Annotated in this window: 12 protein-coding genes; 9 read left to right on the top strand and 3 right to left on the bottom strand. The window is 62.5% G+C overall.

The features are described 5' to 3' along the window. Complete coding sequence (xrtD, locus tag BMY38_RS01680) at positions 1 to 1,563, top strand: VPLPA-CTERM-specific exosortase XrtD (protein ID WP_092759173.1); 1,563 nt, start codon at positions 1 to 3, stop codon at positions 1,561 to 1,563. On the opposite strand, the gene BMY38_RS01675 is transcribed toward xrtD, so the two are convergent. Next, positions 1,560 to 2,771, bottom strand: a complete 1,212-nt coding sequence (locus BMY38_RS01675; RefSeq protein WP_092759171.1) for a glycosyltransferase family 4 protein — start codon at positions 2,769 to 2,771, stop codon at positions 1,560 to 1,562. The two genes, xrtD and BMY38_RS01675, sit on opposite strands and share 4 nt — an antisense overlap. 166 nt (positions 2,772 to 2,937) lie before the next feature. Between BMY38_RS01675 and BMY38_RS01670 the strand changes: the two genes are divergently transcribed. From BMY38_RS01670 to BMY38_RS01645, 6 genes are read left to right on the top strand one after another with little or no spacing between them, the layout of a single operon-like run. Beyond that, entirely contained in the window at positions 2,938 to 4,242 is a 1,305-nt protein-coding gene (locus BMY38_RS01670; protein ID WP_092759169.1) for a UDP-glucose dehydrogenase family protein, read from the top strand. Positions 4,243 to 4,252: 10 nt separating this feature from the next. Next, positions 4,253 to 5,494: a glycosyltransferase family 4 protein gene (locus BMY38_RS01665; protein WP_092759167.1), complete on the top strand. Its 1,242-nt coding sequence runs from the start codon at positions 4,253 to 4,255 to the stop codon at positions 5,492 to 5,494. Between the two features lie 36 nt (positions 5,495 to 5,530). Beyond that, a complete protein-coding gene (locus BMY38_RS01660) occupies positions 5,531 to 6,472 on the top strand; it encodes a KpsF/GutQ family sugar-phosphate isomerase (protein ID WP_092759165.1) in 942 nt (313 codons plus the stop codon). Continuing rightward, positions 6,469 to 7,251, top strand: coding sequence for a 3-deoxy-manno-octulosonate cytidylyltransferase (locus BMY38_RS01655; RefSeq protein WP_092759163.1), 783 nt, complete (start codon positions 6,469 to 6,471; stop codon positions 7,249 to 7,251). Before BMY38_RS01660 ends, BMY38_RS01655 begins: the two co-directional genes overlap by 4 nt. 3 nt (positions 7,252 to 7,254) lie before the next feature. After that, positions 7,255 to 8,091, top strand: a complete 837-nt coding sequence (gene kdsA / locus BMY38_RS01650) for a 3-deoxy-8-phosphooctulonate synthase (RefSeq protein ID WP_092759161.1) — start codon at positions 7,255 to 7,257, stop codon at positions 8,089 to 8,091. A gap of 45 nt (positions 8,092 to 8,136) precedes the next feature. Beyond that, entirely contained in the window at positions 8,137 to 8,733 is a 597-nt protein-coding gene (locus BMY38_RS01645; RefSeq protein ID WP_092759159.1) for a DedA family protein, read from the top strand. Here the strand turns inward: BMY38_RS01645 and BMY38_RS01640 are convergent. Both BMY38_RS01640 and BMY38_RS01635 read right to left on the bottom strand, forming a co-directional pair. Beyond that, a complete protein-coding gene (locus BMY38_RS01640) occupies positions 8,730 to 9,875 on the bottom strand; it encodes an alkane 1-monooxygenase (RefSeq protein WP_092759157.1) in 1,146 nt (381 codons plus the stop codon). The genes BMY38_RS01645 and BMY38_RS01640 overlap by 4 nt on opposite strands. Positions 9,876 to 9,965: 90 nt before the next feature. Then, positions 9,966 to 10,973, bottom strand: coding sequence for an A/G-specific adenine glycosylase (locus BMY38_RS01635; protein WP_092759155.1), 1,008 nt, complete (start codon positions 10,971 to 10,973; stop codon positions 9,966 to 9,968). Between the two features lie 73 nt (positions 10,974 to 11,046). On the opposite strand from BMY38_RS01635, the gene BMY38_RS01630 reads away from it, so the two are divergent. Further along, a complete protein-coding gene (locus BMY38_RS01630) occupies positions 11,047 to 11,541 on the top strand; it encodes a DUF721 domain-containing protein (RefSeq protein WP_092759153.1) in 495 nt (164 codons plus the stop codon). 34 nt (positions 11,542 to 11,575) lie between these two features. Then, entirely contained in the window at positions 11,576 to 12,244 is a 669-nt protein-coding gene (locus BMY38_RS01625; RefSeq protein ID WP_245737467.1) for a DsbA family protein, read from the top strand. Positions 12,245 to 12,286: the final 42 nt, after the last annotated feature.

Genomic DNA, 12,286 nt, shown 5'->3' with positions numbered 1-12,286 from the left:
ATGACGTTCGCCGACCCCCTTGCCATGATGCGGCAACGCCTTGCGCTTGCACCCTTCGTCCTGCTGGGCGCGACGCTGGCGGTGATACCTCTGTTCTGGTCCGGGTTCGTGTCCCTGGGACAGGCCTGGTCCACGCCCGAATACAGCCACGGACCCCTGATACCGCTGATTTCACTGTTTCTGTTCCTGCGCGAAATGCGCGACCACCCAACTGGCGTCGACCGCGCACCCATTCGCTGGCCCGGCCTGTTGCTGGGTGCTGCGGCGCTGGCCCTTGCCCTGGCAGGCGCGCGCACCTCGATCCCCGATCTGGTGACATACGGGATGATCCTATGGGTCATGGCCGTCGTCCTGATTGCGATGGGATGGGCGCGCGGGCGCAGGCACTGGGCCTCGGTCTTTCACCTGATCTTCATGCTGCCCCTGCCGCAGGTCCTGTACTGGAAGGTCTCGACTGCGTTGCAGGGCCTGTCGGCGCAGATCGGTGTGGCACTGGTGGATGCGGCGGGCATCCCGGTTTTCCTGGACGGACAGATCATCGATCTGGGCGTCTGGCAGCTTCAGGTGGCCGAGGCCTGCTCGGGCCTGCGATACCTGTTCCCGATCCTCAGTTTCTCCTATCTGACGGCGATCCTGTATCGCGGGCCGATGGCGCATCGCGTGATCCTGTTCGCAATGGCCGCGCCGCTGGCGATCATCCTGAACGCTGTCCGCGTCGGAATCATCGGCATTCTGGTCGACCGCTATGGCATCGCCCAGGCGCAAGGGTTTCTGCATATCTTTCAGGGCTGGGTGGTCTTTGCACTGTGCATCGCAATTCTTCTGATCGTTGCGGCGCTTCTGGCACGACGTCGACCCGCCGGCGGCCCGATGCTGGATCTGGACACATCTGGCCTTGTCGGACAGGCCGCGCGGCTGGGTAGCATCGGCGGCACGCGCGTCCTTGTGATGTTGACGGTTCTGACGCTGGGCATCACGGCGCTGCACCTGACGATAAACGACACCGGGCCGGAGCCACGGGCGCGTTTGTCGGCCTATCCGATGCAACTGGACGACTGGATCGGTCGACGCGGGATACTGGCCCCGGATGTCGCGCGCGTGCTGGGGGCAAGCGACTATCTGGTCGCCGATTACGTGGCACCGGGCGAGACGTCAGGCGTCGGGTTGTTCGTCGCGTGGTACGCGCGGCAGGCCGATGGCACCGGCATCCATTCGCCCGAGGTTTGCCTGCCCGGCGCCGGGTGGGAGATCGCCTCACTGGATCATTCGACCCTGACGGCGGGGGGCGCGAACTTCGGCGTGAACCGGGCCATCATCCAGAAGGGTCTGGACCGGCAGATGGTGATCTATTGGTTCGAACAACGCGGCAAACGCATGACCAGCGATTGGCAGGCCAAGTTTTCGGCTGTTCGGGACGGGCTGGTGACAGGGCGCAGCGACGGGATGATAGTGCGGTTCACAACCCCTATCGGTCCAGATGAAGCCGATGACGTGGCCGAGGCGCGACTCCAGAAAATCGCGCGAGCGGCTCTGCCGAAGCTGGCACCATTGGTGCCGGACTAATCCTTGGAGAACACCCGCTCATAGGCCGCCAGAAGCTGCGGCACCGAATGGTCCCAGCTCAGTCTGTCCAGCACTCTTTCACGCCCTCGCCGTCCCATGACGCGCGCGTCATCGGGGTTGTCCATCAGCCATGCGATCCGGTCGGCAAGATCGCGGGGATCATTGGCCCGCGCATACAGCGACGCATCCCCGGCGGACGCCCGTCCTTCTGTCAGGTCGAACTGCACCACGGGCTTTTCCAGCGTCATGTATTCCATGACCTTGTTCATGGTGCTGATATCATTCATCGCGTTCTTCGGATCAGGCGCCACACCGATGTCGATAACATTCAGTGCGCCCAGCATCGCCTCACCATAAAGCGCGCCGGTGAAAGTGAAATGGTCCGTCAGCCCGGCTCGTGCGACCTCTGCCTCGATCACCGGCTGGTGCGGGCCGAAACCGATGATCAGGACGTGAACGTCGATCTTGCCCATGTCGCGCAGATGGCGAACGGCCTCGACCAGAAGCTCCAACCCCTCCTGCTGACCGATGATGCCGATCCAGCCCAGCATCGTGCCTGAATTGCGATATTCCGGGTCGCCCGCTCCGGGCAGAAATTTCTCGATGCGCGGGGCGGAGCGGACGACGAACACGTCTTCGGGGGCCATGCCACCGCGATCACGTGCGATGCGGGCGAAGCTTTCATTGGTGGCGATGCTGACATGGGCACAGGCGAAAGTCATCCGTTCCCACAGGCGCATCACCCCGTAGAGCAGGCCGCGCTTGCCGAATTTCGCTTCGAACAATTCGGGACAGACGTCATGGTGGTCGAACAGGTATCGCACCCCGGCCAAGCGGTAACGCAGCGCCAGCAGGAAAACGAGATCGGGTGGATTACAGCCATGGATCACGTCGAACCCGCGCTCCTGCCGGATGACACGCGCCAACCGAAACCAGTGCCGGATCGCATGGGCATATTCGCGGGCATAGGCGATTGCGCCGGAATGCGCTTCGGGCGGGGCAGGGTGGCGGTGGATGTGAATGCCGTCGATCAATTCATAGGTCTTGTTCCAGCCGCGCCCCATGGGACAGATCACCGACACCTCGTATCCTGCCGCCGTCAGCGACGTCGCCTCCAGCCAGACGCGACGGTCCAGAGGAACGGGAAGGTTTTCGACCACGATCAGAACGCGCCGGATGGCGCTATCGGGGTAGGGGCGACTGCTCATGCGGGACCTCTTGGCGGGTCGGAGTGACGGACAAGGGACAGGGGGCGGGCAATAATTGCAAGATCGACAGGGGATTTCGCGCTGCCGGATGGCCCTGCCGCCACAACCTTGCCATGATGGATCGCGACAAGCCGGTTTGGGCAGAAGACAATTCGAAGGATTTCACATGCGAATCGCCATGATCGGCACGGGGTATGTCGGCCTCGTGTCCGGTGTCTGCTTTTCCGACTTCGGCCACGACGTGATCTGCGTCGACAAGGACCCCAGGAAGATCGAGATGCTGGAGGGCGGCACCGTTCCCATCTTCGAACCAGGCCTCGATGATCTGATGAATCGCAACGTCACCGCCGGGCGGCTGTCATTCACGACTGACCTGAAAGCAGCTGTCGATGGCGCGGATGCGGTGTTTATCGCAGTGGGCACACCGACCCGCCGGGGCGATGGTCACGCCGATCTGACCTATGTGATGGCCGCCGCCGCCGAAATCGGGCAGGCGCTGACCGGTCATGCCGTGATCGTCACCAAATCCACCGTTCCTGTCGGCACCAACCGCAAGATCGCGGAAGCCGTCCGTGCAGCAGCACCCGACGCCGACTTCGATGTCGCCTCCAACCCGGAATTCCTGCGTGAAGGCGCGGCCATCGACGACTTCATGCGCCCCGACCGCGTCGTCGTGGGCGTGGAATCCGAGCGGGCAGAAAAGATCATGTCCGACATATATCGACCGCTGTATCTGCGGGATTTTCCCATCATGGTCACCGACCTGGAATCCGCAGAGATGATCAAATACGCGGCCAATGCTTTCCTCGCGACCAAGATCACTTTCATCAACGAAATCGCGGCCCTGTGTGAAAAGGTCGGCGCGGACGTCAAGAAGGTGTCCAAAGGGATGGGGATGGACGGTCGCATCGGCAACAAGTTCCTGCATGCCGGACCCGGCTATGGGGGGTCCTGTTTTCCCAAGGACACTGCCGCTTTGGCCCGGATCGGACAGGAACATGCCGTCCCGATGCAGATCACAGAAGCGGTGATACGCGTCAACGAAGGGGTCAAGACCCGAATGGTCGAAAAACTCCGCGACCTGTGCGACGGCAGTTTCAACGGCAAGACCGTTGTCGTTCTGGGCGTAACGTTCAAGCCGAACACCGACGACATGCGCGCGGCCCCCAGCCTGACGATCGTGCCCACGCTGGTCGGCAGCGGGGCGCGAGTTCGGGTCGTCGATCCCGAAGGGTTCCGCGAGGGCGAGGCGTTGCTGCCCGGCGTGGCCTGGATCACCGATCCCTATACCGCCGCCGATGGTGCCGATCTGATCGTAATCCTGACCGAATGGAACGAGTTCCGCGCGCTCGACCTGTCGCGCCTGTCTGCGGCGATGGCTGTCCCGCGTCTGGCGGATCTGCGGAACGTGTATAACCGTGCCGACGCGCTGGCTGCCGGGTTCGAGGCTTACGACGCCGTGGGACGCTGAGGCGGTTGCGATGAAGATCCTGTTCGTCCACCAGAACATGCCGGGCCAATACCGTGAAATGCTGGATTGGCTGGTCGCGCAAGGCACGCACGAACTGGTATTCCTGACGCAACGACGGAACCTTCCCGACATGCCGGGCGTGCGAAAGGTGGTCTACAAACCTCACCACACCCCGGCCAAGAACGCCTATGGTCTGTCCAAGACATGGGAGGAGGCGGTGGGCTATGGATACGCCGCCGCGCAGGCGACCGCCGTTCTGCGGGACGAGGGTTTCGTGCCCGACATCATCCTGGGACACACCGGATGGGGCGAGTTGCTGTTCCTGAAACACGTCCTTCCGGATGTGCCGATCCTGGGATTTTTCGAGTATTACTACCTGTCCGATGGCGGTCCCGTCGGCTTTGACCCCGATGATCCGCCCGGCGCGGCTTCGTCCTATCTTCTGCAGGCACGAAACGCCGTTCCCAACAGTAATATCCACGTCGTTGATCAGGGGCTGGCACCGACCCGGTGGCAACGCGATACGTTTCCGCAATCGTTCCACGACAAGCTTTACGTCTGCCACGATGGCATCCGCACCGACCGCCTGTTGCCCGACGCGTATGTCACGCTGAACCTTGGCCGCGCGGGGCGTATTACCCGCGACGACGAGGTATTTACCTATCTGGCCCGTAATATGGAGCGCACGCGCGGCTTCCACACCTTCATGCGCGCGCTGCCCGCAATTCAGAAGGCCCGCCCGAAGGCCCGTGCCCTGATCGTCGGCGGATCGGGCACCAGTTACGGCAAGGCCAGTCAGGCCGAGGGTGGGTTCCGGGCGGAACTGGAGCGCGAGGTGGGCCATCTGGTCGACTGGTCCCGCGTGCATTTTCTGGGGCAGGTGCCCTATGCCGACTTTCAGCGCGTCGTGCAGATCAGCCGGTGCCACATCTATCTGACGATGCCTTTCGTGCTGTCGTGGTCTTTGCTGGAATCGATGGCGATGCAGGCAACTGTCGTAGCGTCCGACGTGGCCCCGGTGCGCGAAGCGATCACACATGGCCAGACGGGGCTGCTGGTCGACTTCCTGTCGCCCGACGCGCTGGCCGCACAGGTGAGCGAAGTATTGGCCGATCCGGACCGTTTCGCCCATCTGGGTCCGGCAGCGCGCGAACACGTGGTGGCGGAGTATGATTTCCTGACCAAGTGCCTGCCTGAGCATGTCGCCCGTATCAACGCGATGGTGCACCCGGACCGACACCTGCAACTCTAGTTGCGTGACCGCCGCCCCCGGCCTATCTGCAAGCGCATGAGCGATGCGACTGATACCGGCCGAGAGGTCTTGCAAACCGAGGCCGCGGCATTATCCGTGTTGGCCGATAACCTTCCCCCCGATTTCGATGCCGTGGTCGACCTTATCGCGACACTGCCGGGTCGGGTCATTGTTACGGGCATTGGAAAATCCGGCCACATCGCCCGCAAGATCGCGGCCACGCTGGCATCCACCGGCACGCCCGCGCTGTTCGTGCATCCGGCCGAGGCCAGTCACGGCGATATGGGTATGATCAGCGGCGACGACGCTGTTCTCATGCTCTCGAATTCCGGCGAGGCGGTTGAGCTGCGGGACATCATTGAACACACGCGCCGCTTCGGCGTGCCGCTGATCGGGCTCTCGTCCAGGCCTTTGTCTACCCTGATGCGCGCCGCCGACCATCATCTGACCATTCCGGCCCTGCCCGAAGCCTGCGGCATCGGCATGGTCCCGACAACATCGACAACGCTGACGCTGGCTCTGGGCGATGCGCTCGCCGTGGCTCTGTTGCGGCGTCGCAAATTCCGCCCCGAGGATTTTGGCGTTTTCCATCCCGGCGGCAAACTGGGTGCACAGATGGCGCGGGTCGAAAAGCTGATGCATACCAAGGTGCCGACCGTGTCCCCCGATACGCCGATGCCGGACGCGCTGCTGACAATGACGGCGGGCGGATTCGGCATCGGGGCTGTCGTCGCCGATGGCGTGTTGCGCGGTATCATCACTGACGGCGACTTGCGGCGCAACATGGCGAACCTGATGGACCGGACGGCTGGCGATGTTGCCACGCGCGACCCGCTGACGGTGCCGCCTGACATGCTGGCTGCCAAGGCGCTTGCGATCCTGAATGAACGAAAGATCAGCGTCCTGATTGTCTGTGACGGTGATGTGCCGGTCGGCATCCTCCATATCCATGATCTTTTGCGGGCAGGTGTCGCATGAAGACCGTTCTGATGATCCCGGCGCGTTATGCCTCGACCCGGTATCCGGGCAAACCGCTGGCCGAACTTCGCCAGAAGGACGTAACGGTAAAGTCTCTGATCCAGATGACCTGGGAAGCGGCATTGCAGGTTGGCGGTATCGATGCCGTTCATGTCGTGACCGACGATGACCGCATCCGCAACGCGGCGGAAGGTTTCGGCGCGTCCGTTCTGATGACGTCGTCCGAGGCCACCAACGGCACCGAACGCTGTGCCGAGGCGTTGGCGCAGGTTGACGCCGACCTGATCGTTAACCTGCAAGGCGATGCGCCGCTGACGCCGCCCTGGTTCGTCGAAGCGCTGATCGACCGAATGAAAGACGATACAACGGCGCAGGTCGCCACTCCGGTCCTGCGTTGTGACCGGCAGACCTACGATATGTTCATAGAGGACCGCAAAGCCGGTCGCGTCGGCGGCACAACGGCGGTGTTCGACACCAATCTGCATGGGCTGTATTTCAGCAAGGAAGTCATTCCCTATATGGCGCCCGGCAAGATCCCCGATCCGGTGCCGGTGTTCCACCACGTCGGCGTCTATGCCTATCGCCCCGACGCCCTGCGCGCCTATATGTCGTGGCCCGAGGGTCCGTTGGAAGCTCGCGAAGGGCTGGAACAGTTGCGGTTCCTGGAAAACGGCGCGACCGTCGCCTGCGTCGAAGTCGACGCCAGGGGTCGCCTGTTCTGGGAGCTGAACAACCCCGAAGATATCGCGCGTATCGAATCCGTCCTTGCAGGAGCCTGAGCCATGGACCCCATCGCCTCGAAGGTCATCGACGTCTCAGGCATTCCGGTCGGTGGGTCGCATCCCTTTGCCCTGATCACCGGCCCCTGCCAGTTGGAGTCGCTTGACCACGCCCGCATGATGGCCGAACGGATCGCTGCCGCCTGCGCACCGACGGGCACGCGGTTCATCTTCAAGGCCAGCTATGACAAGGCCAACCGATCCTCGATCGGAACGCAGCGCGGTCTGGGGATGGAGGAGGGCTTGCGCATCCTCGACCAGATAAAGGCCGAGTTCGGCTGCCCCGTTCTGACCGACGTGCATCTTCCCGACCATTGCGCCCCCGCTGCGCAGGTCTGCGACGTGCTTCAAATCCCTGCGTTTCTGTCGCGACAGACCGATCTTCTGCTGGCGGCGGGCGAAACCGGCCGTGCCATCAATATCAAGAAGGGTCAGTTTCTTGCCCCGTGGGATATGGAGAACGTCGCGGCCAAGGTCGCCTCGACCGGCAATGAAAAGATCATGCTCTGTGACCGTGGCACCAGCTTCGGCTATAACACGCTGATCAGCGATTTCCGTGGCCTGCCGGTGATGGAGCGCACGGGATACCCGGTCGTCTTCGACGCGACGCATTCGGTGCAGCAACCCGGCGGACAGGGCACGACGTCGGGCGGGCAGCGTGAATTCGCGCCGGTGTTGGCGCGGGCGGCTTGCGCAGTGGGGGTCTCGGCGTTGTTCATCGAAACCCATCAGGACCCGGACAGTGCTCCTTCAGACGGACCGAACATGATCCCGGTGGACCAGATGGAGGCCTTGATCGGCGAACTCCGGTCCTTCGACAATCTGCGCAAGGGCAACTGAAACGCGTCTTGCCGCGTTGGGGTCGAACGTTGAGGGACCTTGCTGATGTTTGAATGGATCGCCGCCGCCATGTCGCAGGGCGGATACCTTGGCGTCGCGTTTTTGATGTTTATCGAGAACGTATTTCCCCCGATTCCGTCCGAAGTTGTCATGCCGCTGGCCGGATTTCTGGCCGCGCGGGGGCAATTCATGCTGCCGATCGTTATCCTGGTTGGCACGTTCGGATCGGTTCTGGGCGCGACATTCTGGTATTGGGTCGGGTTCAGGATCGGTCCGGTCCGTTTGCGCAACTTTGCCGAACGTCACGGTCGCTGGCTCACGATGTCGGCCAGTGACGTGGATGCCGCCACCCTGTGGTTCCAGCGTCACGGAGGACTGGCCGTCCTGATCGGACGCTTCCTGCCGGGTGTCCGCACCCTGATTTCTGTGCCCGCAGGGGTCGCGCGGATGCCTCTGGGTCGGTTTCTGGTTTATACGACGCTGGGCAGCCTTGTCTGGATCGGCGGTCTGGCTGCGCTGGGATACGTGCTGCAATCGCAATACGAAAAGGTATCGGGTTGGATTGATCCGGTCGGAACCGCCGTCCTGATAGGGGCGGTTGGCATCTATCTGTGGCGATTCATCCGACAGTCGGGCACCTAGCGCGGCAGCGGGTTCGTCGCCGCTTTGTAGGCCGACCAGTCTTCGATATCGGGATAGTACTGCCGTCGCCACGCCCGGACCCTGGGGTTCATCATCCGACGCCAGAGCGGCGGTATCATCGCTGCCGCTGTCATCACCGGATAACCGGCAGGCAATTGCGGGGCCTCGTCTTCCGAATAGGTCTGCAACAGGGGAAACGGTCGATCCGGTTTATAATGGTGGTCGGAATGGCGCTGCAGATTGATCAGCAGCCAGTTCGATGCCTTCTGTGCAGAATTCCAGCTGTGGTGCGGGCGCACAGGCTCGTATTTGCCGCCGCCAAGATGGCGCCGGGTCAGGCCATAGTGCTCGATGTAATTCACCAGCTCCAACTGCCAGATCGCCGTTGCCGCCTGCACGAGGAACAGAACAATCCCGACCCAACCGCCCAGCAGAATGGACAGCAGAAGCATCCCGCCCTGCAATGCAGCGTAGCGCCAGAACGGGTTCGACAGATCCCATGCCGGAAGCGATTTGCGTGCCAGCATCGCCGCCTCGGCTTTCCAGGCGGACACAAGCGATTGACGCAGCACACGGGGAAAGAAGCGGTGAAAGCCTTCGTTATATCGCGCCGTGACCGGGTCGCGCGGCGTGGCGACATAGCGATGATGGACCAGCAGATGTTCAGAGCGGAAGTGGGAATACAGGACCATCGCCAACAGGATATCGCCTAGCCAGCGGTCCAGCCTGGGTCTCTGGTGCATCAATTCGTGGCTGTAGTTTATGCCGATCGTGCCCGACGCGACGCCCATCCCGAAGAATAGCGCCCACATCTCCAATGCGGACAAATGATCGGCGCGGGTAACGTACCAGATCAGACCGAACAGCGTGACGAACTGCACCGGCGCCCAGATCAGCGTAATCGCACGGTACCAGCCCAGCCGCGTCCGATCCATGTCCGGGTCGGCATTGCCCTCCTCCAACCCGGCAATCATGTCGAGGATTGTATAGACCACCCAGGCATAGATCGGCATCGCCACGACCCAGACGCCGCCTTGCACCGCACCGATCAAGATGATCGGTACCATGGTCAGCGACATCCAGAAGGGCAGTGCCGCCAAGGGGCGCGCCATTCGCGCCGGGGGAATTGTCGTAATGGTCATCGGTCGCGACAGCTCCGGGCTGTGGTAGCCCCTGAATTCCTGCAAATTTACGCTTCCCGGCGCTTTGGCTCAAGCGTGAGTAGGGAAACGCTACGTCACCAGTTTGTGCGCCTTGGCGAACAGCGTCGGTAGGGCGTCGGGGTCCAGCGCTTCGAACCTGCCCCGATCCGGGTTGCCGGGGGCCATCGTGGTCAGCACTTTCAGCGTCAGGTGGAAATGCGTGAACGTGTGCCGCACCTCACCGCGTTCCTGCCAATGGGCGTCGAACGGCGCGGCGGGGATCGGCCTGTCGGACCAGTCCGAGGTCGGAAATGCCAGCATTCCACCCAAGAGGCCCTTGGGCGCGCGCGTCTCCACCAGCCAGGTCTTGCCGCGCCGCGCCAGATAGACATAGCCGCGCCGCTCGGGTTTCGCGGCCTTGGGCATCTTGCGCGGCAGGCACTCGGCGATGTCCAGCTTGAGCGCCGCACAATCGTCGCGCAGCGGGCACAGAAAGCAAGCTGGCGATTTCGGTGTGCAGATCGTTGCACCCAGGTCCATCACCGCCTGGGCATGGTCGCCGGGGCGTTCGTCAGGCGTCAGTAGATCGGCCAACACTCGGATCTGGGGTTTGGCCGCGGGCAAGGGCGTCTCGATGGCACCCAGCCGGGCCATTACCCGTTCCACATTGCCGTCGACGACAACGGCACGGGTCTGAAAGGCAATGCTCGCAATCGCCGCCGCCGTATAAGGCCCGATGCCGGGCAGGGTCAGCAGGTCGGTCTCGGATTCCGGGAACTGCCCGTCATGGTCCGCCACCACGGCCCGCGCGCATTTCAACAGGTTCCTAGCACGCGCATAGTATCCAAGACCGGCCCAGGCCGCCATCACATCGGTATCCTCGGCTGCGGCAAGGTCGCGCACCGTGGGCCAAAGCGTCGTGAAGCGGGCGAAATACGCCTTTACGGCAGCTACGGTGGTCTGTTGCAGCATGACCTCGGACAGCCAGATGCGATAGGGGTCCGGAACGGTGTCCGACCCCGGAGGCACACGCCAAGGCAGGTCGCGTGCCTGCGTCGCATACCAATCGCGCAAGGCGTCCGTCCGTCGATCATACATCGTATAGGTTGTTCCTGTTCCTGATCCTGCCGCTGATGTAGGATGCCGCGACCACAGGAGGAACCCCGCAGCCATGACCCGTTTTCGCAAATCCGCGCGCCGTGTCTCGACACTGGTCGAGCGCGACATCAAGCGCATGGGCGAAAAGCGCGGGTTTTCGGAAACGCGCTTGCTGACGCATTGGGCGGAAATCGCCGGGGCCGATACGGCCACGATCTGCCGACCCGTCAAAGTGGGCTTTCCACGGGGCGGTTTCGGCGCGGTGTTGACCCTGCTGACGACCGGGGCGCAGGCTCCGATGCTTCAGATGCGTCTGCCGCAGATCATCGAACGGGTGAATGCCTGTTACGGCTACCGCGCCATCAGCCGCATCGACATCACTCAGACCGCGCCCACCGGCTTTGCCGAGGGGCAGGCGGAATTCGCGCCAAAGCCCAAACCGCGCGTTCAACCCAGCGAACAGGCCCGGACCCTTGCGCGCGAACAGGCGCAGGGCGTGGGCGACGAAGGATTGCGCCGGTCCCTTGAACAACTGGCGGCCAATATCATATCGAAACAAGGGCTTTGACTGCGCCATCGCAGGCCCGCACGAGGAGACGGACATGATCACACGGCGCAACATTCTGGCGTTGACCGGCATGGGCCTTGTGGCCGGAGGCAGTGTCTTCAATCTGTTGCGGGGCGGGCAGACCGCACTTTCGGGACTTGTGGGAATTGGTGCGGCCAATGCGCAGGGCACGGCGGTCCAGATCGAGGACATCACTCTCGGTGACGAAAATGCGCCGGTGAAAGTCATTGAATACGCCAGCTTCACCTGCCCGCACTGCGCCAATTTCCACAACGATACCTACAAGGATTTCAAGCGCGATTACATTGATACCGGCAAGGTGCACTTCACCTACCGCGAAGTATTTTTCGACCGCTATGGCCTCTGGGCGGCGATGGTCGCGCGGTGTGCGGGACCAGATCGCTACATGAGCGTGGCCGACATCCTTTACCGGACACAGGGCGAATGGGCGCGTCAGGGTGATGCCGCCGCCGTCGCAGAAAGTCTGAAACGCATTGGCGTGCAGGCCGGTCTGTCGCAGGAGGAGGTGGACGCCTGCCTGAATAATGCCGATCTGGCCCAGAGCCTTGTGTCCTGGTATGAGGCAAACGCAGACGCCGACAATATCCGGTCTACGCCGTCATTCCTGATCAATGGGGAATTGTCCGCAGGCAACATGAGTCTGACGCAGATCGGTACTTTGATCGACGCCGCTGCCAGCTAAACTCCGATCTTTGTGACGCCCAACGCCGTTCGTTTTTGTAGT

Origin of the sequence: Jannaschia helgolandensis, assembly GCF_900109285.1 — a bacterium.
In the GTDB taxonomy this organism is placed as follows: Bacteria; Pseudomonadota; Alphaproteobacteria; order Rhodobacterales; family Rhodobacteraceae; genus Jannaschia; species Jannaschia helgolandensis.
The sequence above is the reverse complement of the archived record's forward strand: the minus strand, read 5'-3'. Positions and strand labels throughout refer to the sequence as shown.